The organism is Microbacterium sp. HJ5, from assembly GCF_054824025.1.
Genome location: NZ_JSYE01000043.1, coordinates 8,166 through 33,800, shown reverse-complemented (window position 1 = coordinate 33,800; position 25,635 = coordinate 8,166). Strand labels below are relative to the sequence as shown.

Genomic DNA, 25,635 nt, shown 5'->3' with positions numbered 1-25,635 from the left:
GCTTCGGGGCGGCGATGAGGATGAGCGTGACGGCGACGATGGTCGCCGGGTTGAGTGAGTCCAGGAGCGCCAGCCCCGCAATCCCTGCCAGGAGCGGGACCATCACCGGGCAGCGCCAGGGATGAGGAACGCCACCAGCCCGTCGATGTCGGCGGATGAGGCATCCACCCCGGCGACGGCGTTCGTGACGAGCCCGTCGCCGACCAGCCTGATCACCCGCGCGCGGATCGGATCGCCGACCTCGGCGGCGATCATGCCCTCCCACCGTGCGATCGCCTCGCGTGCCTCGTCGAGCAATTCCCCGAACCGGCTGTCGTCGGGGTGGAACGCCGCGGCCAGCGCCTGGAGCAGCTCTCTTTCCTCGCGGTCGGGAAGGGAGAGCCGGAGCCATTCGGTCGCAGCGATTCCCGCGGCCGCTGCTGTCGTCATCGCGGCGTCGACGCTCGCCATCGCTGCGCGGGCCAGCCCTGCCACCAGCGCCGCGCGCGTCGGGAAGTGGTGGATGAGCCCGCCCTTGGACACGCCCGCGGCATCGACCACCGCATTGAGCGACGGCACCGCGCCCTGCTCCAAGGTCAGACGACGGGCCACCTCGAGGATCTCCTCACGCATGCCGCCAGCGTAGCATGGAGACCGACCAGTCGGTCGGCGAGACGTGGGCGAGCGCAGCCAATCTGCCGCAACCGGAAACCCCCAAGTGACACGGAACCTTCGGGCTGCAAAGCGAAGACGATCGACGAAATGTCGCGGAGCCGGAGTCCAGATCCCGCCGCCTCCAAGCGGGAACAGGAGCGGGAACAAACGCAGTGAATCGAGTGTGACTCGATGCAGCGTTTGAGAACTCGAACCGTTGATTTCCTGCGATTCTGTGACCTCATGTGATCCCTGTGACCTCGTCCGGTGTGGGTTCAAATCCCACCGTCACCGCCATAAATCCTTGATCAGCGCTACTTCGAGTGGCGCTGATCGGCGTTTCGGGAGCATTTTTGTTCCGTCGGTTACGTCGCCTGCCCCGAGATCCGCGGGATTCCGCGGGAAACGGCGTACCTACCGTGGGTAAGAGCACCACGGTAAGTGCGAGCGTCAGGAGTTGGGTCTCCGCTTCGCATGCGACATGTCCGGAAGGCCCAGAACGAGCGCTGAGACCAAGGAGCTGGTCTAGGAGAGTCTCGAACTGACGGGCCGCGTCGTCCTGGTCGTCGGAGGCCAAAGGCTCATCGGAATGCGCGGGATGTCGATGTCGGCAGGAGCGAGCGGATCATCGGTGTTCGGTCCGTTGCTGCGCGCCATCGATCTCGGACGGGGCGCTTCTCAGCGGTGCCCGATTTTGCCCTCCCGCTGCTGGAACAGGATTCTGATCGTGGCCATCTGGCGTGCCCTCTCGGCCTCAGATCGCGGAGCGGGCTGGCTCGCAAGCCACCCCCGAGGGGCGCGGCGGTAGACCCGGAGCATGTCCGCCTCGATCGTCGCAGTCATCCCGCCGTCTCCAGAGGCCATCCCGTATACGCCTCGGCGAGGTAGGTGCTTCCGGCTTCCGACTCGACCACGGACCGCAGCTCGCCGAGCTGCCGGCGGCGGTCGAAGTCGGAGGCGTCCGGGGCAACGTGCAGCATGCTCGTCATCCACCAGGAGAAGTGCTGGGCCTTCCAGATGCGCTTCAGCGCGTGCTCGGGGAACGCGGCGATGAGCCGGTCGTCGTTCTCGAGTAGCAGCGCCCGCAGCGCCCTCTCCAAGATCAGCACGTCGGCCACGGCGAGGTTCATGCCCTTCGCACCCGTCGGAGGCACGGTGTGCGCAGCATCCCCGATCAGCGCAACGCGCCCACGAAGGAGCTCGTGGGCCACGAAGCTGCGGAAGCGCAGCACGTCGCGCTGGAAGATCGGACCTTCCTTCAGCGTCGTGCCGGGCACACGCTTCTGCAGGGCGTCCCAGAGCTCAGCCTCCGAATAGGCCTGGGTGTCGGCATCCCGATCGCATTGGAAGTACATCCGCTGGACGGTCGCGCTCCGCTGACTCACGAGGGCGAAGCCGTCCGGCGAGTTGCTGTAGATCAACTCCTCCGCCGATGGCGGTGCCTCGCAGAGAATGCCGAACCACGCGAACGGATACTCCCGGAAGTACCCGCCGCTCGACGATCCGGTCACGGCGGCACGGGCGACGCTGCGCGACCCGTCTGCGCCGACGACGAAGTCGGCCTCGATGACCAGCGGTGCACCGTCGGCGTCCGTCGCGATGACGCGAGGACGATCGGATGCCGCATCTTCGACCCGCTCAGCGGTCACGCCGAAGCGCAGGTCCTGCCCCTCAGTCAGGCGCGCCGCGATCAGGTCCTTCAGCACTTCGTGCTGGGGGTAGAGCCACACCGACCGGCCGACGAGCGACGGGAAGTCGATGCGGTGACCCTCGCCGGCGAACCGCAGTTCGATCCCGTCATGGCGGCTCCCGACCCTGCGCACACGCGACGATGCCCCGCGTGATTCGAGGATCTCCACGGTGCCCTGCTCGAGGATGCCGGCGCGGATCGTGCTCTCGATCTCGTCACGGCTGCGCTGATCGATCACGATGGACTCGATGCCGGCCTTCGCGAGCAGGTGCGAGAGCAGCAGCCCGGCGGGGCCGGCGCCGATGATCGCGACGCGGGTGCGGATCGTCGTGGTCATGTCGTCTCCTTCGACGGGGGTCCGCACCAGTGTGCGGTGGCGCCGCAGCTTCGAAGGTGTGCTCTCCCAATGAACGGGAATCCGCGACTCAGCGGCGGTAGCCCAGTGCGCGCTCGATGTCGCGCGCCGCGCGGTGGAGCTCGACCAGCGCGAACTCCACCTCGGCGTCGCGGGGCAGCACGACTGACAGTGCGGCGATGACCGCGCCGGTCTCATCGCGCACGGGCACCGCGACGCCCGTCGACACCTCCTCTATGTAGCCGGGCGCGATCGCGTGGCCGAGGGTGCGGATCTCCGACAGCTTGCGGCGCAGCTGCGCCGGTTCGACCAGCGTCGAAGGAGTGAGCCTCAGCAGCGGGCCGGACATGATCCGGTCCTGCAGGTCGCGGTCGCCGAAGGCGAGGAGCACGAGTCCGGACGATGAAGCATGCAAAGGCAGTCGACCGGCCACGCGGGTGACGTTCGAACCGGATGCCGGGGCGCTGAGCCGTTCGAGGAACAGCGCCTCGTCGTGCTCCAGGATCGCGAGCTGGGTGTGCTCGCGCACGCGCACCTGCACGCGCTCCATGAACGGGAGCGCCGCCTGACGAAGCCGCAGCGCGTGCGACGAGCGCGTGGCGAGCTCCCAGAGTCGCATCCCGACCCGCACCCGCCGGTCGTCGTCGCGCTCGAGCAGGCCGGCCTCGACCAGCTCGCCGACGATCCGGTGGGCCGTGGAGCTCGGCAGGCCGCTGCGGCGCCCGATCTCGGCGGCGGTCTGCGCGGTGCGCGTCGGCGTGAACGTCTCGAGCACGCGAACCAGCCGGTCGGTGACGGACTCTCCCGAGGGTGAGTTGGCCATGTTCCCAGCATGCCAGGCCGCGGACTTGATTCCCATTGAGTGGGATGCCTGCACCGCCGCTGATCGGACGGCGGGACCATGGTGCGAAGCATCCGATCGCGTCGAAGGAGACCCGTGGCACCCCGCACCGCAGCCGCGCCCGAGAGCCTGCTCGCGTCGCCCGATCAGGCGTCTCAGACGCGGATCACCCAGGAGATCGCCGACCTCCACGCCGGCTACGCCGTCCGTGAAGCCGCCGGCGAGGCGCTGCCCGCGACCATGCACGACTTCCCGCCCTATCGGTCGAGCGTCCTGCGGCACCCGACCAAGAACCCGAAGCTCGTCGATCCCGAGACGATCGAGCTGCTCTCGCCCGCGTTCGGTCAGCGTGACGTCGCAGCGATCGAGTCCGATCTCACACTGCAGCACGCCGGTGAGCCGCTGGGCGAACGGCTCACCGTTCGCGGCCGGCTGCTCGACTCGTGGGGCAGGCCGCTCGCCAACCAGCTGATCGAGATCTGGCAAGCCAATTCCGCAGGCCGCTACATCCATCAGCGCGACCAGCACCCCGCCCCGCTCGACCCGAACTTCACCGGGGCAGGGCGTGCCGTCACGAACGACGACGGCGAGTACCTCTTCACCACCATCAAGCCCGGGCCGTACCCGTGGAAGAACCACGTGAATGCGTGGCGGCCGGCGCACATCCACTTCTCGATCTTCGGGTCGTCGTTCACGCAGCGGCTCGTGACGCAGATGTACTTCCCCGGCGATCCGCTGTTCGCTCTCGACCCGATCTACAACACGATCTGGCGCCAGCAGGACCGCGACAGCCTCGTCGGCGTCTACGACCACGACCTGACCTCGCCCGAATGGTCGACCGGGTACCGGTTCGACATCGTCGTCGACGGTCCGGACTCGACGTGGTTCGAGCCGGAGGGGGAGTGACCGCATGACCGTCCCCGCCAAGACGCACCGCCCGACTCCCGGGCAGACCGTCGGTCCGTTCTTCGCGTACGGCGTCGAGTTCCCGAAGATGCACGAGGTCGCGTTCCCGCACTCGCCGGGAGCGATCGTGCTCGGCGGCACGGTGTATGACGGCGCCGGCGCGCCGATCCCCGACGCGTTCGTCGAGATCTGGAGCGCCGACACCGATGGAACCATCTCGCGGGAGCGCGGGACGTTCCGCCGCGACGACCACACCTTCACGGGCTTCGGTCGCGCCTTCACGAACGACGACGGGCATTTCGAGTTCTGGACCCGCAACCCCGGAGGCGTCGACGGGAGGGCGCCGTTCTTCGCGGCGATCGTCTATGCCCGTGGCCTCCCCGACAAGCTCCACACCCGCATCTACCTGCCCGACGACGATGAGGTGCTCGATCGCGATCCGTTACTGGCGTCACTCGCGGCCGACGAACGTGCGACGCTGATCGCCGCTCGCACCGCCCACGGGCACCTGCGCCACGACATCCGCCTGCAGGGCGAGAACGAGACGGTGTTCCTTGCCTTCTGATTCCGGCTTCGACCACGGCCTGCTGTCACCGGCGACCGCCGGGCACGATGCACTCGTCTGCGACGCCGCCGTCGTCGACGCGCTCGTCACCGCCGAGGTCGCGCTCGTCCGAGCTCTCGCGGCCGAACGCGCCGTCGACGACGGGGTCGCCGAGCGGATCGGGAGCGCTCTGGGCTGGCAGGGCGAGCAGATCGGATGCCGCGACCACGGCGTCGACCCGCGGGAGCTCGCACTCGCCGCGGTCGGCGGGGGAAATCCCGTCATCCCCCTCGTGGGCCGACTGCGGTCCGCGGTCGATGAAGCCGACGCGCCGTGGATCCATCGCGGAGCGACCAGCCAGGACATTCTCGACACGGCGCTGATGGTGGTGTCGCGCCGCGCGACAGCGCAGGTTCTCACCGACCTGATCGCCGCCGCCGACTCGCTGCGCACCCTCGCGGTCGAGCACGCCGACGACGTCGCCGCCGCGCGCACGCTCACCCAGCACGCGGTGCCCACGACGACCGGTGCGCGCATCGGGGCGTGGGAACGAGGCATCCGCAGATCCATTGATCGGCTGGGCGACGTGCGCGACACGCTTCCGGCCCAATTGGGCGGAGCCGCCGGGACGCTCGCCTCGTTCGCCGACGAATTCGGCGCCGACCTCGCACGACGACTTCCCGCCGCCTTCGCCGGCCAGCTCGGGCTGAGCGCCCCGGCCGCCCCCTGGCACACCGAGCGCTGGCCGGTCACCGAACTCGGCGACGTGCTCGTGCAGGTGCTCGACGCCCTGGGCAAGCTCGCCGGCGACGTGGCCACCCTCTCCCGCACTGAGATCGGAGAACTTGCCGAAGGGAGCGGCGGCGGATCGAGCGCGATGCCCCAGAAGCAGAACCCGGCGCATTCGGTGCTGATCCGCTCCGCCGCGGTGCGGGCGCCGCAGCTCGGCGCGACTGTGCACCTCGCGTCGACGCTGGCCGTCGACGAACGTCCGGACGGCGCGTGGCATGCGGAATGGCCGACCCTGCGTGAGCTGCTGCGGATCGCGCTGGGCGCGGCGGCGCACTCCCGCGACCTGGCGACGGGCCTGCGCGTCGATCGCGGCGCGGCGGCACGGAATCTCGACCTCACCGGCGGGCTCATCGTGAGCGAGCGCCTTCGCCGCGCACTCGTCCCCTTGATCGGCGCCGAGCGGTTCGCGGAGCTCGTCGCCGCCGGCGACCCCACCACCCTGGCGGACCGGCTGCGCGCGCTGCCGGAGGTCGCCGTCCTCGATCTCGATGACCTGCTCGACGCCGGGCGCTACACCGGACTCGCGAGCGAGTTCGCGGATCCTGACTCCACGGAGCCGAAACCGTGAGCACGCCCGCCATCGCAGCTACACAGCCGATCGGACCCGAGTCGGCGCCCCTGCTCGTCCTCGGCCCTTCGCTGGGCACCTCCACGACCCTGTGGGAATCGACGATCCCGACGCTCGCCGAGCGGTTCCGCGTCGTCGCGTGGGACCTACCGGGTCATGGTTCGTCGCCGGCCGCGATCGCGCCGTTCACGGTCGGCGACCTGGCGGACGCCGTGGCCCGGACCGTCGAGGAAGACCGGTTCTTCTACGCCGGCGTCTCGCTCGGCGGCGCGACCGGACTCGAGCTGATGCTGCGGCATCCCGGCCGGGTGAGGGCCGCGGCGATCATCGCGTCCGGCGCGCAGCTGGGGGACCCGGGGGCGTGGCATGAGCGCGCCGCGCAGGTGCGGGCGCAGTCGACCTCGAGCCTCATCATCGCGTCGGCGCAGCGCTGGTTCGCGGGCGGCTCCGTCGCGAGGCATCCCGAGCTCACGGGCCGTCTGCTGCACGCGCTGCAGGGCGCGGACGACCAGAGCTACGCGCTGTGCTGCGAGGCGCTCGCCGCGTACGACGTGCGTGACCTGCTGGGCGAGATCGGCCGGCCCACGCTCGCCGTGTGGGGCGAGCACGATGGGGTCGCTCCGCAGGCGATGTCCGCGGAGATCGCGGCGGGAGTGGCGTCGGGCCAGGCGGTGATGGTGGCGGATGCCGCGCACCTGCCGCCCGCTGAGCAGCCCGAGGCGGTGGCCGGCATCCTGGCCGGATTCTTCGCACGCACGGAAGGAGAGGCGCATGTCGCGACCGGCCGGTGAGGGATTGACCGACGAGGAGCGGTACGACCGCGGGATGGTCGTGCGCCGGGAGGTGCTGTCGGACGCGCACGTCGACCGCGCTACTGCGGCCGCGACGACGTTGGCGGCGGACTTCCAGGACTTCATCACGCGGGTCGCGTGGGGCGACATCTGGTCGAGGCCGGGTCTCGACCGCCGGTCGCGGTCGATCGCCGTGCTCACCTCACTCATCGCCCACGGACATGAGGAGGAGTTCGCGATGCACCTGAGGGCGGCGTTGCGCAATGGGCTCACCGTCGACGAGATCCGCGAGGTGATCCTGCAGTCGGCGGTGTACTCCGGTGTTCCCGCCGCGAACACGGCATTCCGCGTGGCCGCCGAGGTCCTGAGCGAGGAGGACTCGTGATCGACAAGACGGTTCCGGATGCCGCGGCCGCGGTCGCGGGGATCCCCGACGGTGCCACGGTGATGATCGGCGGGTTCGGCCGCGCAGGACAGCCGGTCGAGCTCATCGACGCGCTCATCGAGCAGGGGGCCAGCGACCTCACGATCGTGAACAACAACGCCGGGAACGGCGACACCGGGCTCGCCGCGCTGCTGTCGAAGGGCCGAGTGCGCAAGATCATCTGCTCGTTCCCCCGCCAGCACGATTCCTGGGTGTTCGACGGGCTGTACCGCGAGGGCCGAATCGAGCTCGAATTGGTTCCGCAGGGAAATCTCGCCGAGCGCATCCGCGCCGCAGGAGCGGGGATCGGCGCGTTCTTCTCGCCGACCGGCGTCGGCACGGATCTCGCCGAGGGCAAGGAGCAGCGTGAGATCGACGGACGCCGCTATGTGCTCGAGTATCCGATCCGCGCCGACTTCGCACTGGTCTCCGCGCTGCGCGCAGACCGCTGGGGCAATCTCGTCTTCCGCGAGACCGCCCGGAACTTCGGCCCCGTCATGGCGAGTGCCGCCGCCACGACCATCGTCCAGGTGGACGAACTCGTGCCGCTGGGATGGATCGACCCCGAGACGGTGGTCACGCCGGGCATCTTCGTGGACCGCGTCGTCGCCGTCGGGGAGCGCGCGTGGCTGCGCGACGGAGAGTTCGTCGGTCGCGTCGACATCGAAGGCCGCCCCGCGGTCGTGCCGGCGGAGCCTGCGGAGGTCGACCAATGAGCACCCGGATCACCCGCGACGAACTGGCGGCCCGCATCGCGGCCGACATCCCCGAGGGGGCGTACGTGAACCTCGGGATCGGTGCGCCCACGCTCGTCGCGAACTACCTTCCCGACGATCTCGAGATCATCCTCCACACCGAGAACGGGCTGCTCGGGATGGGTCCCGCGCCCGAGAGCGGAGCGATCGACCCCGACCTCATCAACGCCGGCAAGCAGCCCGTCACCGCGCTGGCGGGTGCGGCCTACTTCCATCACGCCGACTCGTTTGCGATGATGCGCGGCGGGCACCTCGACGTATGCGTGCTCGGGGCGTTCCAAGTGTCGCAGGCCGGCGACCTCTCCAACTGGTCGACCGGCGCCCCCGGCGCCATCCCCGCCGTCGGCGGGGCGATGGACCTCGCGATCGGGGCGAAGCAGGTCTTCGTCATGACCGACCTGCTCACGAAGGCGGGGGAGTCCAAGCTCGTCGAGGCCTGCACCTACCCCCTCACGGGAGTGGGCTGCGTGACCCGCGTCTACACCGACCACGCCGTCTTCGACGTCGTCGACGGCCGCTTCGCGGTGCGCGAGGCGTACGGCGACAACACCGCCGAGTCGCTCGCCGAGCTGACCGGCCTCGAACTCACCGGAGTGAGGGACTGAGATGCCCGCCACCTACATCTACGACGCCGTCCGCACCCCGTTCGGGCGCGCCGGCGGCACCTTGTCCGGTATCCGCCCGGACGACCTCGCAGCGGTGGTGATGCGTTCGATCGTTTATCGCACCGGACTCGATCCGGCTCGGATCGACGACGTGATCTTCGGCGACGCCAATCAGTCCGGCGAGGACAATCGCAACGTCGCCCGCTTCGGCGCGCTGCTGGCCGGGTTCCCCACGACCGTGCCCGGGGTCACCGTCAACCGGCTCTGCGGATCCTCGGTCGAGGCGGTGATCCAGGGATCGCGGGCGATCGAGGCAGGCGACGCCGAGATCGTCCTCGCTGGGGGTGTGGAGTCGATGAGCCGGGCGCCCTTCGTCGTCGAGAAGTCGGCCAAGCCCTGGCCCGCGGTCGGCAACCAGACGCTCTGGAACACGGCGATCGGATGGCGGATGACCAACCCCCGCCTACCGCGGGAGTGGACGATCTCGAACGGAGAATCGGCGGAGAAGCTCGCCCGGATGCACAGCATCACCCGTGACGCGCAGGACGCGTTCGCCCTGCGCAGCCACACCCTCGCGGCAGACGCGTGGGCGGCGGGTGTCTACGATGACGAGATCGTGCAGGTGCCGGGGGCGGAGCTCACCCGCGACGAGGGCATCCGCGCCGACACCTCGCTCGAGAAGCTCGGCACGCTGAAGGCGCTCTTCGCCGCGGACGGCACAGTGACGGCCGGCAACTCGTCGCCGATCAACGACGGAGCATCCGCGGTGCTGCTCGGAGGTGAAGACGCCATCGACGCCGAACCGCTCGCGCGCGTCGCGGGGCGCGGAGTGTTCGGCAACGATCCGGATGTATTCGGCGTCGCGCCGGTCGAGGCCGCGAATCGCGCGCTCGCGCGGGCTGGCCGCACCTGGGCGGACGTCGACCTCGTCGAACTCAACGAGGCCTTCGCCTCACAGTCGCTCGCATGCCTCGCGGGGTGGCCGGAGCTCGACCCGGAGAAGGTGAACGTGCACGGCGGTGCGATCGCGATCGGCCACCCCCTCGGCGCCTCCGGCGGCCGGATCATCGGCCACGCGGCGCACGAGCTGAAGCGTCGCGGCGGAGGCGTCGCGGTCGCCGCGCTGTGCATCGGCGTCGGTCAGGGGTTGGCCGTCGTGCTCGAGCGGTGATCCTGGTTATGTGCAAATCAGAGATACTTATGACTGAAGAAAGCCAAACAAGCTAGCCTCGAAGGTGCCGCGATGTCGCGACACACGAAGGAGAGCGAGCGCAGATGCTTCTCGAAAGAGACCTCATTCAGTCCGTCGGATTCCGCAACGTCCGCGAGGGCGGCGAGATCATCGGATTCCAGTTCGGCGTGCGCATGCCGTCGTACCGGGGAATGGCCGCGTCCCTCATCGACGGCATCGCCGTGAGCATCCCGGGACTGGTCGACGTTGCCGCAGACGTCCCCACCTGGACCCTCCAGGGCCGCACCTTCACGCTCGCGGAGCTCTGGGAGTCCGACGGGGCGCGGTGGCAGCTGGAGGATGCCGCGATCGTGACCGTCCCGCTCCCGGGCGGCCTTCCCGACGGCATCCATGAGCTCTCGATCGATCTTCGCCTGCGGATGTCGTACATCCCTCAGGAGCACCAGCCCAGCCGGTACCAGGTGACCAAGCACGTGACGCTGTCTCCCGAGGCGGTGGGAGCGCCGTTCCGCTATGGCGTCTCGCTCTACAGCTACATGGGCGACTACGGCACGAACATGGACCTCGAGACGGCGCTGCGCTCGATCGCCGATCTCGGTGCGACGGGCGTGGAGATCCTCGGCGAGGGGCACGTGCCGAACTACCCCGAACCCTCGCAGGAGTGGGTCGACGAATGGTTCCGCCTGCTCGCGCAGTACGGCCTCGAGCCGACGAACTACGGCTCGTGGATCGATACCCGGCTCCACTCGAGCGGTGCGAACGGTCGCGACATGACGATCGACGAGGGCGCCGCGGCGCTCCAGCGAGACTTGCGTCTGGCCAAGCGCCTGGGGTTCCGGTTCGTGCGCCCCAAGATCGGCGTGGTGTCGAGCGATCTGATCCCGCACCCGATCTGGACCGAGGTCGTCGAGCGTTCGCTCCCGCTCGCCGAGGAGCTGGACGTCATCATCTGCCCGGAGATCCACTCGCCCACGCCGATCAAGCACGAGGTCGTCGACGACTACATCGGGCTCATCAAGCGCACCGGGACGAAGCACTTCGGCCTGCTGCTGGACACCGGCATCTTCCAGGATCGCCCCATCCCGCTGCGCCCCGGCGAACTGCCCGGGCGGCGGCCTGCGTTCCTCGACGGGATCGGGGTCGACCCGGCGGACGTGTTCGACGTCATCGACCACGTCGTGTTCATCCAGGCGAAGTTCCACGACATCGACGACGAGCTCGAGGATCAGCAGATCCCGTGGGAGCCGGTGCTCCGCGCTCTCAAGGAATCCGGCTACACCGGGTACCTGTCGAGCGAGTACGAGGGCGAACGCATCCCGTGGCGCTCGATCGAGCAGGTGCGCCGCCAGCACTCCCTGATGCGCCAGATCGCCGACCGAATCTAGACACTAAGGAACGCGCCATGCCCAACGGACTCATCCACGAGGACAGCCTCCGTCCCCACGAGGACGGTCTTGCGCTGCGCCTCACGCTGCCGTGGTATCGCAGCCTCTGGCTGTCGTCGGTGACGAGCCTGGAGCTCACCGTGGACGGCGCGCAGGTGCCGGTTGACGACATCCGCTTCGTCACGCACGAGCGCGAGTACCGGCTCGACGAGCTGCCCGAGCAGAGCGAGTCGCTGTGGTTCCTGCAGGACCATCCGCTGCTCGTCGTCCGACGCGACCGGCCGGTCGTGCTCGGCGAGACGCACGAGATCCTCCTCGTGGGCCAGCTCCGCCTCCCCTACATGCAGATCGCGCCGGGTCAGGACGGCGGGCCCGGGATGTACGTGCCGAACTTCGTACGCGATGCGCACACGCTGACGGTGACGGATGCCGCGGCATCCGTGCCCGCCATGGTCACCGATGTGCCGCCTCCTCCGGTTGCGACGGATGCCGACCCCTTCAAGCTGGGCCTCACCCTCTACTCTGCCTCGGCGGAGTTCCGGGCCGGATGGTTCGACTTCGACGGGCTGCTCGATCGCGTCGCCGAACTCGGCATCGGTCCCGGGATCGAGATCGTCGCGTCGCAGGTGCTTCCGACCTACCCCGTCGTGTCGGACGATTTCGTGCGCACGTGGCGAGCCGCATTCGACCGGCACGGCTTCGCGGCCAGCTCGTTCGGCGCCAACCTCGACATGGGACGACGCCGCGACCGCGACATGACGCCCGACGAGGAGTTCGAGTTCAGCGAGCTGATGTTCCAAGGCGCGAAGAAGCTCGGATTCCCACTCGTGCGCATCCAGAGCGCCAAGCCGGAGCTGCTGCGGCGCCTGCTGCCGATCGCCGAAAAGCTCGACCTGCGCCTGGCCTACGAGATCCACGCGCCCCTCGGCCCCAACGCCGAGCCGATCCTCAAGGTGCGCGAGACCTACGCGGAGCTCGACTCACCGCTGCTCGGGTTCGTCGCCGACTTCTCGTCGACGATGCATTCCATGTCTCCGACCCTCCTGCGCGCGGTCCGCCGAGCAGGTCTGGACGACGAGGCCGTCGCGAAGCTGCAGGAGATCTGGGCGACGGACCTCCCCATGCGCGAGCGCCAGGAGGAGTTCATCGGCTACCTGCGCGCGCGGGATTTCGATCCGGCGCGCCTGGGTTCTTTCGCACACCTCGCCTTCAACATGCACGGGCACATCCCGCCGCAGGAGTGGGCGGACATCATGCCGCAGATCATGCACGTCCACGCCAAGTTCTACGACATCGATGAGACCGGCCACGAGCCGGCGATCGACTACCCCGAGCTCGTGCGGGTGTTCGTCGAGGGTGGCTACCGCGGGTACTGGTCCAGCGAGTGGGAGGGCCACGCGTTCGCCGAGCTCGGCGAGGTCGATCCGCTTCTCCTCGTGCGACGTCAGCACGACCTCATCCGCAAGACGATGAGGGAGCTGCAGCCGGCCTGAGCTCAGCTCGCCTCGCGTCAGGCGACGACGTGGGCGTTCGCCTCGACGATCCGCCCGGCCTCCTCGAACAGCCCGCGCATCCACGCGTGCTCGGGGTCTCGCGTGTGCGAGGGATGCCACCACAGCGCGTTGGTCAGCGGCGTCGCATCGAACGGGAGCGGCACGACGCGGATGCCCCCGATGCGCAGCATGTGCGGCGCGAGCGCGGACTGCACGAGGCCGATGCGGTTCGTGCCGCTCACGAAGTGCCCGACCGATAGGAAGCTCTCGAGGACGACCTCGATGCGCGGCTCCACGCCCAGTTGCTGCACCTGCCGCGCTGCAGAGGTGAAGGCCGACCGCGACTGGTACGTCATCACCCACGGCAGCGACGACATGTTCTCCATCGTGAGCGCCTCGCCCACCTCGGCATTGTCCTCCGACACCACGGCGAGCCAGTCGTCGTGCCACAAGTCGAGGAAGGGCAGGTCCGACACGGGGCCGTGCGGGATGACCATGCCGTCCGCCGACCGCAGCCGGGTCGCGGCATCCTCCACGATGACGGGATTGTGCAGCATGAAGCGGAACCGCACCCCCGGCGATCGCTCGGCGGCCAGGCGCGAGACCACCGTGCCGAGCGTGACGAACCCGTAATCCGACCCGTAGATCGAGAACTCCCGCGTCGACTCCTCCGGACTCCAGGTCGCCTGACTCTCGAAGACGCGCCGGGCCGCTTCGAGCGCGGTGGTCGTGTGCTCGGTCAGTCGCAGAGCGAAGGGCGTGAGCTCGTAGGTGTTTCCCCGACGGGCGAGGATCTGATCGCCGAAGTGGGTGCGGAGGCGTCCGAGCGAGGAGCTCAGCGCGGGTTGGCTGAGATGGAGGCGCTCGGCCGCCCGGGTGACGCTCTTCTCGGTGAGAAGGGCATCGAGCGCCACGAGCAGGTTGAGGTCCAGACGGGACAGCAGTGCGTGATCGGTCACCACGTCGTGATCCTCCGGTGCGAAAGCGGGCCTCCACTGTATCAACACGGTCGATGACGCCGGGAGAACCCATATCCCGCATCGATGCGATCTGCGTCGCGACGGGCGGCCACAGCTTATGCCGCACATCGCAAACACTTATGTGCGTTTCCGGCACATCCTCGCGATACTTGAGGACACAGCACAGGCGCTCGAATGGACGAGCCGCCGACAACGAAGTCAGAAAGGCTGGACATGTCACAGCACAGTCACACCGCTCTGCGTCGAGGAGCGATCATCGCGGTCCCCGTCATCGGAGCGCTGCTCCTGGCCGGCTGCTCCGGCTCCGGCGGGGACTCGGACGACTCGGGCGACGGCGCCGTTGAGTTCTCGTTCACGTTCGCCACCTCGAACAACCTCGAGAGCCCGTACGAGACGCTTGCCAATGCCTACATGGAGGCGAACGAGAACGTCACCATCACGACCAACCCGACACCGAACGACAAGTACGGTGAGACGATCCGCACGCAGTTCCAGGCGGGCAACGCCGGCGACGTCGTGCAGACCACGCCCGGCTCCGGCGACGCGCGCGCGCTCATCCCGCTCGCGGAGGCGGGATTCCTCGAGCCGCTGGGCGAGACGGCGACGTCGCTCGTTCCGGTCGGCAGCGAGCCTCTCTTCGAGCTCGACGGCGAGACCTACGGTCAGCCGATGGACTTCACGATCGCCGCGGTGGTCGCCAGCATGGGTACCGCCGGGATGAACGGCCTCACGGAGTGGCCGACGAGCGAGGATGAGCTGTACGACGCCTGCTCGGCGCTCGCCGACCAGGGCAAGTCGCTGCTCGTCGTGGCCGGCGCGGCTCCGCCGAACGCGGGTCTCACGGCGCAGGGGATCGCCGCCACGCGTGTGTACGCCGAGACGCCCGACTGGAACGAGCAGCGCGCGGCGGGTGATGTCACGTTCGCCGACAGCGAGGGCTGGGCCGAAACGCTTCAGACGATCATCGACCTGAACGAGGGCGGCTGCTTCCAGGCCGGCGCCGAGGGCGGCGGCTTCGACGCCATCACCAACGGACTCTCGCAGGGCGCCGCCGTCGGAAGCTTCATCCCGTCCGGCTCCGCCGTCGAGATCGCGACCGCGGCACCGCCCGAGGCCGACTTCAAGGTGCAGCCCTTCCCGCCGGCAGACGGCGGCGACCCCTACATCATCGCGAGCTCGAACTACACCATCTCGATCAACGCGGCCTCCGAGAAGAAGGAAGCCGCCGCGGAGTTCGTCGAGTGGCTGGCGACCGATGAGGCGCAGGAGATCTACTACGAGGCATCCGGTCTCCTCCCCATCTCGAACTACCAGGACCTCGACCTGAGTGACACGATCTACTCGCCGGTCGTCGACCTGCTGGCCGCAGGCTCCTACACGCCGCTGCCGAACAACATCTGGCCGAACCCGGCCGTCTACGAGGCGCTGTCCGTCGGGGTCCAGGGACTTCTGACCGGTCAGAAGACCGTCGACCAGGTGCTCCAGGACATGGACGCCGCCTGGGGCGAGTGACATGATGAGCCGCCCGGGTCACCGCACCCGGGCGGCTCATCGACACCTCCGCACGACGACGTGAGAACACGAGGAATCATGACCGCGACACTCAACTCCGAGACCGAGGCGCTGATCGTCCCCAAGCGCGATCGCCGCGGTCGCCGGCGTGACATCGCACCCCGCCGGCCGGGACTGCTGAAGTTCGGCTACTGGTGGTGGGCGCTTCCCGGCATCGTCCTCGTCCTCGCCATCCACTACGTCGCCACGGCGATCGGCGGCTTCTTCGCCTTCACCGACTGGTCGGGGATCGGTGACTTCACCTGGATCGGCCTCGACAACTTCATCGCGATCTTCAACGACCCGACGCAGATCGGCGCGGTCCTCAACACCCTCTTCCTTGCCTTCGCGTCGGTGATCCTGAGCAACATCGCCGGCCTCGCCCTGGCGCTGGGCCTCAATCGTGGGCTCAAGACCCGCTACGCACTGCGCGTCCTCTTCTTCATGCCGGTCGTGCTCAGCCCGTTGGCGGTCTCATACGTCTGGAAGTTCATCTTCGACTACAACGGGCCCATCAACGGCGTGCTCCGGGCGCTCGGCATGGGAGAGTTCGCGAAGGCGTGGGTGGCCGATCCGACCTGGGCGATCTGGACCGTCCTCATCGTCATCGTGTGGCAGAACACCGGCTTCGCGATGGTCATCTACATGGCCGGGCTCGCAGCTGTGCCTGTAGAGATCGAGGAGGCCGCGGCGATCGACGGCGCCTCCCTCTGGCAGCGGTTCTGGCATGTGACCCTGCCCTCGATCCGACCCGCCGTCGCCATCGCCACGACTCTCGGCCTCGTGAACGGCCTGCGCGTGTTCGATCAGATCATGGCGCTCACCGGCGGAGGGCCCGCGGGCGCGACCGAGACTCTCGCGACACAGGTTTACAAAGAGTCCTTCGCCCTCGGCAACTTCGGATTCGGAGCCGCGCTCGCGCTCGTGCTCACCGTGATCATTCTCGTGTTCGCCGTCATCCAGCAACGGGTGACCAGCGGCCGTCCCGAGGAGGCCTGACATGTTCCGCTACACCAAGCTCACCGGCATCCGGGAAGTCGTCTTCTGGATCCTCGCCGTCCTCTTCCTGGCGCCGTTCTACTTCCTCGTCACCACAGCGTTCAAGTCCGATGAGGAGGTCCTCACCACCTCGAACCTCGCGCCGCCGTCGAGCCTGGACTTCAGCAACTTCACCGAGGTCCTGACGGCGCAGGGCAACTCGAACGTGATCCAGGGCCTGATCAACAGCCTCATCATCACCGCGGGCAGCATCCTCGGACTCGTGCTGCTCGGCGCGATCACCGGCTATGTGATCGCCCGCAGCACGCGGCGCTGGAGCCGCGCGGTGTTCTACCTGTTCCTCATCGCGATCGTCCTTCCGACGCAGCTCGGCACGGTGCCGCTCTACATCGGCGCGCGCACCATCGGCTTGACCGGATCCATCTGGGGCATGATCATCCTCTACACCGGGATGCTGCTGCCGCTGTCGATCTTCCTCTACGCCGGGTTCTTCCGGAGCCTCGGCACCGAATACGAGGAAGCGGCGACGATCGACGGCGCCTCACGCACGCAGATCTTCTTCCGCATCGTCCTTCCGCTCATGTCGCCCGCGACCGGCACAGTGGCGATCCTGGCGGGACTGATCGTGTGGAACGACTTCTTCACTTCGCTGATCTTCCTCGGCGGTTCGGACAACCAGACGCTCCCCGTGGCGATGTACTACTACATCGGCTCTCTCGTCTCGTCGTGGAACAAGATCTTCGCGATCGTGATCGTCTCGATGATCCCGATCCTCGCCTTCTACCTGTTCGCCCAGAAGCGCTTCATCCAGGGCTTCGCGGGCGGCTTGAAGGGCTGACAGACCATGAGCGCCGACAACCGTGCGGCGTTCGAGACGTTCGTCGATCTCTTCTACACGCAGAAGAGGGTGGCGGATGCCTTCGCCGGCCACGTCTCGAACGGATACATCCAGCACAACCCGACCATCGCGGACGGGCCCGCAGCGGCGATCGAGATGCTCACGCCGAAGTTCGACGGCTCGCCCGAGGCGACCTTCGAGGTGCAGCGGATCCTCGTCGACGGCGACCTCGCGATGGTCCACGTGAAAGCCTCCCGACCCGGCGCGCCCGAGGCCGCGGTCGCGGACATCTACCGATTCGAGGACGGCCGGATCGTCGAGCACTGGGACGTGCTGCAGCAGGTCCCCGTGCATGCCGTCCACGACCACCCGATGTTCTGACTCAGGAGACTCCATGTACCAGCTCGCCCCCAACATCGAACTGCTCTTCACCGAAGCCGGCGACTACCACGACCGCGTCCGCGCGGCCGCGGCGGCGGGTTTCACCGCCGTCGAGATGTGGGGTCCCACCGGCGTCGATGCGCCCTCGCAACCGAAGGACCTCCCCGCTCTCAAGGCGGCGCTCACCGAGACCGGTACCGAGCTCACCGCCCAGCTCGCCGAACCGCGCACGCAGTTCATGATCCCGCCGTGGGACCACTCGGAGTTCTTCCGCAAGCTCGACGAGGGCGTAACGATCGCTCAGGATCTCGGCTGCCCCCGCATCGTCGTGGGCAGCGGCACCGGCTTCGGGGGCTGGAAGCGCCAGGTGCAGCTCGACAAGCTCATCGAGATCTATCAGAAGGCCATCGCGCAGATCGAGGGCTCCTCGATCACCCTCGTGCTCGAGCCCGTCAACGTGCGGGTGGATCACCCCGGCTCGCTGCTCGACCGGACCTCCGAGGCTGTCTACGTCGCGAGAGGTGTGGACTCGCCGTTCTTCGGAGTGCTCTACGACATCTACCACTCCGCCGTCGAGGGCGAGGACATGGCCGCCGAGCTGGCCAACGGCGGCGACCTCATCAAGTACGTGCAGCTCGCCGATGCTCCGGGCCGCGGCGAGCCGGGCAGCGGGTCGCTGGACTGGACCGAGCGCTTCGGGCTCCTGCGAGCGTCGGGATACGACGGGCCGGTCGGCCTCGAGTACTACCCGACACAGGAGTCCGAGGCATCCGTCGCCCACGTCCGGGAAGTGGCGGCATCGGCATGAGCAGGTACACCGAGGCGGTTGACGTGGCGATCGTCGGCAGCGGACCCGCCGGCGCCGCCTACGCCCGCATCCTGAGCGAGCGATCCCCGGGTGCGACGATCGCACTGTTCGAAGTGGGCCCGACGGTGACGAGCCCTCCCGGCGCGCATGTCAAGAACATCGCCGACCCCGCCGGGCGCGCTCACGCCCAGACCCGATCGGAGGGCCCGCACGCCAAGGACAGCGAGGACCGCGTGGGCGGCATCGTGAAGACATCGCAGCGTCGCGCCCGCCCGGGCACGTTCCTGCTCGAGAGCGGCTATCAGGTCGAGGGCGAGGAAGGGCTGCCCGTCGCGGCGATGTCCAGCAACGTCGGCGGTATGGCGGCGCATTGGACCGGAGCGTGCCCGCGCCCCAACGACAGCGAGCGGATCGCGCTGCTCGACTCGGACGGTACCTTCGACGAGCTGCTCGCCGAAGGGGAGCGCCTGCTCGGCGTCACGACCGACGCGTTCGACAGCTCTCCGTACGCAGAGCTCGTACGGGATCGGCTGGCTGCCGCGGAAGATGCGGGGCGTATCGCATCGACCCGGGTGCAGCGGATGCCGCTGGCCGTGCACCGTCGTGAGGACGGCAATCTGGTCTGGTCGGGGTCGGACGTCGTGTTCGGGGACGTCACCCGCGACAATCCTCAGTTCACACTGTTCGACGAGTCTCTCGTCACGCGGGTGCTGGTCGAGGACGGCCGAGCCGCAGGAGTCGCCGTCACCGACCGGCGGACGGGTGAGCGCGCCGAGGTGCGCGCGCGATTCGTGGTCGTCGCAGCGGATGCTCTGAGGACGCCGCAGCTGCTCTGGGCCTCCGGCATCCGTCCCGAGGCGCTGGGCCGCTATCTCAACGACCAGGCGCAGATCGTCTTCGCCGTGCGCATTCGCGATCTCGAGCCGACCGCGGGCGACGGCAGCCCGGGTTCGACGGGACTGAGCGAGTACAGCGGGGTCACATGGGTGCCCTTCACCGACGACATGCCGTTCCACGGGCAGGTCATGCAGCTCGACGCGTCGCCGGTCAAGCTGGCAGACGACGACCCCGCGGCACCCGGCTCGATCGTCGGCCTCGGCTTGTTCTGCGCAAAGGACCTGCAGGCCTCCGATCGCCTCGAGTTCTCCGACACGGAGACCGACGGTTACGGGATGCCGGCGCCTACCGTGCACTACACGCTCACCGAGCGGGATGAGGCGGTGATCGCCCGTGGCAAGGAGGAGATCGTGCGCCTCGGCAGAGCCATCGGAGAGCCGCTGGACGATCGACCGTTCGTGATGCCGCTAGGCGCCTCGCTGCACTATCAGGGCACGACCCGGCTCGGCGCCGCGGACGACGGGATGAGCGTGTGCTCCACGGAGGGCGAGGTGTGGGGCGTGGACGGGTTGTTCGTCGCCGGGAACGGCGTGATCCCCACGGCCACGGCGTGCAACCCGACGCTGACCGGCGTCGCGCTCGCGGTGAACGGCGCGCGCGCCATCGCCGCGCGGCTCGCGGACTGACACCTCTTGCTTATGTCGAAAAGCAACATTACACTGTAGAAACAAGGACAAAGTAGTCAAGGAGACATCGTGATCCCCGATCGCATCATCGAGCAGGGAACGCTCTCGACCGACGGTGTGCGCGCCGCCGTCGAAGTGCGGCTGCCCTGGTACCGCGCCCTGCCGGCCTCGTGCATCGCCGGCGCGACCCTCGTCGTCGACGGCGTCCAGGCGCCTGCCGACTCGCTCCGGTGGGAGCTGAACGGCCAGACCTTCACCTTCGAAGAGCTGAAGCCCAACACCGAAGAGTGGTGGTTCCCCACCGACTCGGCCGTGCTTTCGGGCGACCTCGCACTGGACGAGAGCGACGAGCACAGGGTCGAGGTCGGCCTGGTGCTCTACATCCCCTACATCGTGATCGGCGCCGACGAGGTGCTCCACATCGAGGAACACGACGCCAAGACCATGACAGCCCGGAAGGCGGTCAGCGCATGACCAACCTCGGTACGCCCATCCAGGGCGTCACGCTCTACAGCTTCACCCGCGCCTTCCATGGCCGCGAGTACGACCTCGAGGGCCTTGTCCGCAAGGTGGCGGCCGACGGCTACGGGCCCGGACTCGAGATCATCGGCTTCTCGAGCTTCCGCGGCTTCCCGCAGATCGACGACGCCTACGCGGGCTGGTTCCGCGATCTGGTCGCCGAGACCGGACTCGTCACGACCTCCCTGGCCGTGAACGCCGACGTCGGCATCCACCGCGACCGCCTGCTCACGCAGGACGAGCTCATCGAGTACATGACGCTGCAGATCAAGGCGGCCGCGAAGCTCGGCTTCCCGATCGCCCGGGTGCAGATCTCGATCACTCCCGACTCAATGGAGGCGCTGGCCCCCATCGCGGAAGCGCACGGCATCACGCTCGCCCTCGAGGTGCACGCCGACCAGTACGCGTCGCACCCGCGCATCCTCGCGCTGCGCGATCGCTACGAGAAGGTCGGGTCGCCCTTCCTCGGCTTCACGATGGACTGGGGCGCCACCGTCTCCGGCTTCGCGCCATCGCTCATCGAGGCATACCGCCGGCGCGGCGCATCGGAGGAGCTGCTCGGCAAGGTGGTCGATCTCTGGAACGAGTTCTACGAGCAGGGACCACCCGCAGACCAAGCCGACCACGGGCAGCGCTTCGGGCGCTTCATCGCCCTGGCGTCCCAGAACGGGCGCCCCGACCTCGGGATCGACTTCGGCATCAACGGCACGGGCCTGTTCGGGCCGGCGCGTGTCGACGACTGGCTCGAGATCTTCCCCTGGATCAAGCACGTCCACGGAAAGTTCTTCGGCATCGACGAGAGTGGCGAAGAGCCGTCCGTTCCCGTTCGCGACCTCGTCCGCCTTCTCGTCGAGAACGGCTACTCGGGCGCCATCTCGAGCGAGTACGAGGGCTGGCACTGGAACTACTGGCAGTCGCCGTTCGACATCATCGCCGGCGAGCAGGCCGTGCAGCGCTCGGCTGCGAAGGCCGCCGGCTCGCGCATGATCACGGATGCCGCGGAGGCCCGTGCTGCGCTCGCCGCCCACCTCCCCACCACAACAGGAGCAAGCGCATGACCACCGACGGAATCGCGGGCACGGGCATCAAGCTCGGGACGACCCTCTACTCCATGACGAGCGAGTTCGCCGCCGGGCTCTACACGCCAGAGACGCTCATCCGAGCGGTTCACGATGAAGGAATCGGCCCGGGCATCGAGTTCAACATCGCACAGCTGCTGCGCACCTACCCCGACGTCGACGCAGAGTTCGTCAAGCTCTGGTTCGACTCCATCGAGAAGTACGGGCTCGAGCCGAGCGCCGTCGGCACCAACCTCGACATGGGCCGCCGCAAGGAGCGCGACATGACCCCGGACGAGGAGCACGAGTTCCTCGCCCGGCAGCTGAAGACCGCGCACACTCTCGGATTCAAGCGCGTCGTGATCCGCTCTCACGGCAAGGAGCTGCTGCGCAGTCTGCTGCCGCTCGCCGAGAAGTACGACCAGAAGCTCGGCTACGAGATCCACGCGCCGTCGGGCCCGAACAACCCGCAGGTCCTGCAGATGCGTGAGATGTACGACGAGCTGCAGTCCGATCGGCTCGGGTTCACCGCCGACTTCTCGTCGACGATGCACAGCCTGTCCCCGACCCTGCTGCGCACGCTCAGCCAGATGGGCATGGACGAGAAGCACTTCCCCGTCATGGACGAGATCTGGCACGAGCCGACGCCGATGCACGTGCGCAACCAGAAGTTCGAGGACTACCTCACCGGCGAGGGCGTCGATCCGCTCACGTTCGGACCGTTCACGCGCCTGGCCTTCAACATGCACGGCCTCGTGCCGCCGGAGGAGTGGCTCGACATCATGCCGCAGATCTTCCACGTCCACGCGAAGTTCTACGACATCGGCGCCGACGGCGAGGAGCCGGCCATGGACATCCCGCGGATCGTGAAGCAGTTCGTCGTGGGCGGCTATCAGGGATACCTGTCGAGCGAGTGGGAGGGGCACGCCTTCTCCGACCTCGGGGAGTCCGATCCGATCGACCTCGTCAAGAAGCAGCACGCGCTGATGCGCCGTGCGATCGAGGAGACGGTGAAGGAAGGCGCTCATGTCTGAGAGCACCGTGGCCGAAGCATCCGTCGCGGAGATCCGCGCCGAGCTGGAGATCCTGAGGGAGCAGATCGCCGACGCCCGCCGTGTCGCTCAGCGCGCCGAGGACCGCGGACAGGTCGAGAACCTGTTCAACCGCTACATGTACCTGCACAACGCCTTCCAGGATGAGCAGATCATCCCGCTGTGGGTGAAGGAGGGTACTGAGGGAATCCGCGCCCGGTATACCAACGCCGGGCAGTACACGACGTGGGAGAGCGTCACCCGCTACCACCGCGACCGCCCCACCCCCGTCGGCAAGCTCATCCTGCACGCCACCACCACCCCGGTGATCGAGGTCGCGGGTGACGGGCAGACGGCGAAGGGCGTCTGGCTGATGGCCGGCACCGAGTCGGGCCTCACCGACCCGAAGGTCGCCGAGGCGTTCCCCGACATGTACTCGCCCGAAGAGGTGCTCGGCAAGAAGGTATGGGCCCACTGGGTGTGGTGCAAGTACGCGATCGACTTCCTCAAGCAGGACGGCGAGTGGAGATTCTGGAAGTTCCGCTGCTACGAGCTCGCCCGTGCGCCGTTCGAAGAGAACTGGGTCAGCTTCGGCCTGAAGAACCAAGGCGCGTTCGACCTCGACCTCATGTACTTCGGCGACGACGGCAAGCCGGTGTTCATGCCGCCCGCCGACGAGCCCGTGCCGTCCGCCAACCATCCGTACAGCCCCGAGACCGTGCAGAAGCTCGAGCCGGTTCCGCCGGTCGCGCACGATCACTTCACCGACTCGTTCGCCTAGGAGCACACCATGGCCACTCACAACTCCCTCTTCTCCGAGAAGGACGTCCGTCGCACCGAGGACGGCATCGCGGTCTCCGTGCAACTGCCCTGGTATCGCAGCCTCTGGCTCTCGGCGGTCGACGATGTCGCGGCATCCGTCAACGGCGTCGCCGTTCCGAAGGAGGAGCTGCGCTTCGTGCTGCAGGGTCGCAGCTACCGCATCGAGGAACTGCCCGAGCAGTCCGAGACACTGTGGTTCGTCGCCGACCGCCCGGACGTGGTGATCCCGCTGGACCACACTCCCGCCGAGGGCGAGAAGCTCACCATCGAGGTCGTCCTGACGATGCGGCTGCTCTACATGCAGATCATGCCCGGCCAGGACGGCGGCCCCGGCCGGTACGTGACCAACCGCGTGCCGGTCGAGCGAGAGGTCGTGCTGGCATGACCCTGCGCGTCGCCATGATCGGCTACGGCTTCATGGGAGCCGCGCACTCGGTCGGCTGGCGGCAGGCGCCCCGGATGTTCCCCCTTCCCGACGAGGTCGAGATGTCGGTGATCGTCGGCCGCAACGCCGAGGCGGTCGCCGATGCGGCCACGCGTTGGGGCTGGCACGAATCGGCGAGCGACTGGCGCGAGGTCATCGCCCGTGATGACATCGACGTGGTCGACATCGTCACGCCGGGTGACTCGCATGCGGAGATCGCCATCGCCGCGCTCGAGGCGGGCAAGCACGTGCTGTGCGAGAAGCCGCTCGCCAACACCGTGGCGGAGGCGGAGGCGATGGCGGATGCTGCGTCCCGCGCCGCTGATCGGGGCATCCGCTCGATGGTCGGCTTCACCTACCGGCGCGTCCCCGCGGTGACCTTCCTGCGCGACCTCATCGCGCAGGGTGCGGTTGGGCGCATCGCGCAGGTGCGTGCCTCCTACCGCCAGGACTGGCTCGTCGACCCCGAGATGCCGCTCGGCTGGCGCCTGCAGAAGGAGCACGCGGGTTCGGGCGCACTCGGGGACATCGGCGCGCACATCATCGACATGACGCAGTTCGTCACGGGGCTCGATGTCGCGTCCGTGTCGGGCACGGTCGACACCATCGTCAGGCAGCGACCCCTGCAGGGGGCCGGGTCCGGGCTGTCGGGGACGGCCGCCGAAGGGTACGGCGAGGTGACGGTCGACGACATCGCCTTGTTCTCGGCCCGTCTCTCGACGGGTGCGCTTGTCTCGTTCGAGGCATCCCGCTTCGCGACCGGCCGGAAGAACGACCTCTCCATCGAGGTCTCCGGCGACAAGGGCGCCCTGCGCTTCGACCTCGAGGACCTCAACGCCCTGTGGTTCTACGACCGCACCGCACCTGAGTCGACGCAGGGGTTCACGCGGATCCTCGTCACCGAGCCGCAGCATCCGTACGTGGCGGCGTGGTGGCCGGCGGGGCACATGCTCGGGTACGAGCACGGGTTCAGCCACCAGGTCGTCGATCTCGTGACCGCGATCGCGGAGGGAACAGACCCTCACCCGTCGTTCGCGGAGGGGCTCTCCGTGCAACGGGTGCTCGCCGCCGTCGAGGAGAGCTCGGCGAGCGACTCCGCCTGGGTCCGCGTCGGCGCGGACATTCCGCAACTTCACTGAGGAGCTACAGACCATGACGCGACCGATCACTCTCTTCACCGGCCAGTGGGCTGATCTGCCGTTCGAGGAGGTGGCGCGCTTGGCGGGCGAGTGGGGCTATGACGGCCTCGAGATCGCGTGCTGGGGTGATCACCTCGATGTGTCGCGGTGGGACGACGCCGAGTATGTGCAGTCCCGCAAGGACATCCTGGAGCGCAATGGGCTGAAGGTGTGGGCGATCTCCAACCACCTCACCGGGCAGGCGGTGTGCGATGACCCGATCGATGCGCGTCATCGTGACATCCTGTCGGACCGGGTCTGGGGTGACGGGAATCCGGAGGGGGTGCGGCAGCGGGCGGCGGAGGACATGAAGAACACCGCCCGGATCGCGGCGAAGCTCGGGGTGTCGCAGGTCAACGGGTTCACGGGGTCGTCGATCTGGAAGGCGGTGGCGATGTTCCCGCCGGCGTCGGACGAGTGGATCGCGGCGGGGTACCGGGACTTCGCCGACCGGTGGCATCCGATCCTGGACGTGTTCGAAGAGGTGGGCGTGCGGTTCGGGCTCGAGGTGCACCCGAGCGAGATCGCGTACGACTACTGGACGGCCAA

At 68.3% G+C, this 25,635-nt stretch carries 27 protein-coding genes; 23 read left to right on the top strand and 4 right to left on the bottom strand.

Annotated features, from left to right (window positions below):
- Nucleotides 1-102 precede the first annotated feature (102 nt).
- The 3 genes from OB08_RS15990 to OB08_RS15980 form a co-directional block, all read right to left on the bottom strand.
- Nucleotides 103-612, bottom strand: a complete 510-nt coding sequence (locus tag OB08_RS15990; RefSeq protein ID WP_461476479.1) for a TetR/AcrR family transcriptional regulator — start codon at nucleotides 610-612, stop codon at nucleotides 103-105.
- Between the two features lie 860 nt (nucleotides 613-1,472).
- A complete protein-coding gene (locus OB08_RS15985) occupies nucleotides 1,473-2,660 on the bottom strand; it encodes a 4-hydroxybenzoate 3-monooxygenase (protein WP_461476477.1) in 1,188 nt (395 codons plus the stop codon).
- A gap of 88 nt (nucleotides 2,661-2,748) precedes the next feature.
- The gene (locus OB08_RS15980) at nucleotides 2,749-3,501 is read right to left on the bottom strand and encodes an IclR family transcriptional regulator (RefSeq protein WP_461476475.1); all 753 of its coding nucleotides are present in this window, start codon (nucleotides 3,499-3,501) and stop codon (nucleotides 2,749-2,751) included.
- 114 nt (nucleotides 3,502-3,615) lie between these two features.
- Between OB08_RS15980 and pcaH the strand changes: the two genes are divergently transcribed.
- The 10 genes from pcaH (at nucleotide 3,616) to OB08_RS15930 (ending at nucleotide 12,974) form a co-directional block, all read left to right on the top strand.
- A complete protein-coding gene (gene pcaH / locus OB08_RS15975; RefSeq protein WP_461476473.1) occupies nucleotides 3,616-4,425 on the top strand; it encodes a protocatechuate 3,4-dioxygenase subunit beta in 810 nt (269 codons plus the stop codon).
- A gap of 4 nt (nucleotides 4,426-4,429) precedes the next feature.
- Entirely contained in the window at nucleotides 4,430-4,990 is a 561-nt protein-coding gene (gene pcaG / locus OB08_RS15970) for a protocatechuate 3,4-dioxygenase subunit alpha (protein WP_461476471.1), read from the top strand.
- A complete protein-coding gene (locus tag OB08_RS15965) occupies nucleotides 4,980-6,329 on the top strand; it encodes a lyase family protein (protein ID WP_461476469.1) in 1,350 nt (449 codons plus the stop codon). Before pcaG ends, OB08_RS15965 begins: the two co-directional genes overlap by 11 nt.
- Entirely contained in the window at nucleotides 6,326-7,120 is a 795-nt protein-coding gene (locus OB08_RS15960; RefSeq protein ID WP_461476467.1) for an alpha/beta fold hydrolase, read from the top strand. The genes OB08_RS15965 and OB08_RS15960 overlap by 4 nt, the downstream gene beginning before the upstream one ends.
- Entirely contained in the window at nucleotides 7,101-7,505 is a 405-nt protein-coding gene (pcaC, locus tag OB08_RS15955) for a 4-carboxymuconolactone decarboxylase (protein ID WP_461476466.1), read from the top strand. Before OB08_RS15960 ends, pcaC begins: the two co-directional genes overlap by 20 nt.
- Nucleotides 7,502-8,260, top strand: a complete 759-nt coding sequence (locus OB08_RS15950; protein WP_461476464.1) for a 3-oxoacid CoA-transferase subunit A — start codon at nucleotides 7,502-7,504, stop codon at nucleotides 8,258-8,260. Before pcaC ends, OB08_RS15950 begins: the two co-directional genes overlap by 4 nt.
- Nucleotides 8,257-8,904 carry a 3-oxoacid CoA-transferase subunit B gene (locus OB08_RS15945; protein WP_461476462.1) on the top strand — a complete coding sequence of 216 codons (648 nt, stop codon included), beginning with the start codon at nucleotides 8,257-8,259 and terminating at the stop codon, nucleotides 8,902-8,904. Before OB08_RS15950 ends, OB08_RS15945 begins: the two co-directional genes overlap by 4 nt.
- 1 nt (nucleotide 8,905) lies before the next feature.
- Nucleotides 8,906-10,075 (top strand): thiolase family protein, encoded by a 1,170-nt coding sequence (locus OB08_RS15940; protein WP_461476460.1) that lies wholly within the window; start codon nucleotides 8,906-8,908, stop codon nucleotides 10,073-10,075.
- Between the two features lie 104 nt (nucleotides 10,076-10,179).
- Nucleotides 10,180-11,481, top strand: coding sequence for a C-glycoside deglycosidase beta subunit domain-containing protein (locus OB08_RS15935; RefSeq protein ID WP_461476458.1), 1,302 nt, complete (start codon nucleotides 10,180-10,182; stop codon nucleotides 11,479-11,481).
- A gap of 17 nt (nucleotides 11,482-11,498) precedes the next feature.
- On the top strand, nucleotides 11,499-12,974 hold the full coding sequence (locus OB08_RS15930) for a C-glycoside deglycosidase beta subunit domain-containing protein (protein ID WP_461476456.1): 1,476 nt from the start codon (nucleotides 11,499-11,501) through the stop codon (nucleotides 12,972-12,974).
- Nucleotides 12,975-12,991: 17 nt separating this feature from the next.
- Here the strand turns inward: OB08_RS15930 and OB08_RS15925 are convergent, their stop codons facing one another.
- Nucleotides 12,992-13,933: a LysR family transcriptional regulator gene (locus OB08_RS15925; protein ID WP_461476481.1), complete on the bottom strand. Its 942-nt coding sequence runs from the start codon at nucleotides 13,931-13,933 to the stop codon at nucleotides 12,992-12,994.
- Between the two features lie 234 nt (nucleotides 13,934-14,167).
- Between OB08_RS15925 and OB08_RS15920 the strand changes: the two genes are divergently transcribed.
- From OB08_RS15920 to OB08_RS15860, 13 genes are all read left to right on the top strand, one after another.
- A complete protein-coding gene (locus OB08_RS15920) occupies nucleotides 14,168-15,466 on the top strand; it encodes an extracellular solute-binding protein (protein WP_461476453.1) in 1,299 nt (432 codons plus the stop codon).
- A gap of 78 nt (nucleotides 15,467-15,544) precedes the next feature.
- Entirely contained in the window at nucleotides 15,545-16,504 is a 960-nt protein-coding gene (locus OB08_RS15915; protein ID WP_461476451.1) for a carbohydrate ABC transporter permease, read from the top strand.
- A 1-nt stretch (nucleotide 16,505) separates the two neighbouring features.
- The gene (locus tag OB08_RS15910) at nucleotides 16,506-17,342 is read left to right on the top strand and encodes a carbohydrate ABC transporter permease (protein ID WP_461476449.1); all 837 of its coding nucleotides are present in this window, start codon (nucleotides 16,506-16,508) and stop codon (nucleotides 17,340-17,342) included.
- 6 nt (nucleotides 17,343-17,348) lie between these two features.
- The gene (locus tag OB08_RS15905; RefSeq protein ID WP_461476448.1) at nucleotides 17,349-17,723 is read left to right on the top strand and encodes a nuclear transport factor 2 family protein; all 375 of its coding nucleotides are present in this window, start codon (nucleotides 17,349-17,351) and stop codon (nucleotides 17,721-17,723) included.
- Between the two features lie 13 nt (nucleotides 17,724-17,736).
- A complete protein-coding gene (locus OB08_RS15900) occupies nucleotides 17,737-18,531 on the top strand; it encodes a TIM barrel protein (RefSeq protein ID WP_461476447.1) in 795 nt (264 codons plus the stop codon).
- Nucleotides 18,528-20,054: a GMC oxidoreductase gene (locus OB08_RS15895; protein ID WP_461476445.1), complete on the top strand. Its 1,527-nt coding sequence runs from the start codon at nucleotides 18,528-18,530 to the stop codon at nucleotides 20,052-20,054. Before OB08_RS15900 ends, OB08_RS15895 begins: the two co-directional genes overlap by 4 nt.
- A 69-nt stretch (nucleotides 20,055-20,123) precedes the next feature.
- Nucleotides 20,124-20,528 (top strand): C-glycoside deglycosidase beta subunit domain-containing protein, encoded by a 405-nt coding sequence (locus tag OB08_RS15890; protein WP_461476443.1) that lies wholly within the window; start codon nucleotides 20,124-20,126, stop codon nucleotides 20,526-20,528.
- A complete protein-coding gene (locus OB08_RS15885; protein WP_461476441.1) occupies nucleotides 20,525-21,631 on the top strand; it encodes a sugar phosphate isomerase/epimerase family protein in 1,107 nt (368 codons plus the stop codon). The genes OB08_RS15890 and OB08_RS15885 overlap by 4 nt, the downstream gene beginning before the upstream one ends.
- A complete protein-coding gene (locus OB08_RS15880) occupies nucleotides 21,628-22,665 on the top strand; it encodes a sugar phosphate isomerase/epimerase family protein (protein WP_461476439.1) in 1,038 nt (345 codons plus the stop codon). The genes OB08_RS15885 and OB08_RS15880 overlap by 4 nt, the downstream gene beginning before the upstream one ends.
- Entirely contained in the window at nucleotides 22,658-23,443 is a 786-nt protein-coding gene (locus OB08_RS15875; RefSeq protein ID WP_461476437.1) for a nuclear transport factor 2 family protein, read from the top strand. Before OB08_RS15880 ends, OB08_RS15875 begins: the two co-directional genes overlap by 8 nt.
- 9 nt (nucleotides 23,444-23,452) lie before the next feature.
- Nucleotides 23,453-23,869: a C-glycoside deglycosidase beta subunit domain-containing protein gene (locus tag OB08_RS15870; protein WP_461476435.1), complete on the top strand. Its 417-nt coding sequence runs from the start codon at nucleotides 23,453-23,455 to the stop codon at nucleotides 23,867-23,869.
- Nucleotides 23,866-25,047, top strand: a complete 1,182-nt coding sequence (locus tag OB08_RS15865; protein WP_461476433.1) for a Gfo/Idh/MocA family protein — start codon at nucleotides 23,866-23,868, stop codon at nucleotides 25,045-25,047. The genes OB08_RS15870 and OB08_RS15865 overlap by 4 nt, the downstream gene beginning before the upstream one ends.
- Nucleotides 25,048-25,060: 13 nt before the next feature.
- Nucleotides 25,061-25,635, top strand: a 575-nt coding sequence (locus OB08_RS15860; RefSeq protein WP_461476431.1) for a sugar phosphate isomerase/epimerase family protein, incomplete at its 3' end; no start/stop codon positions are given.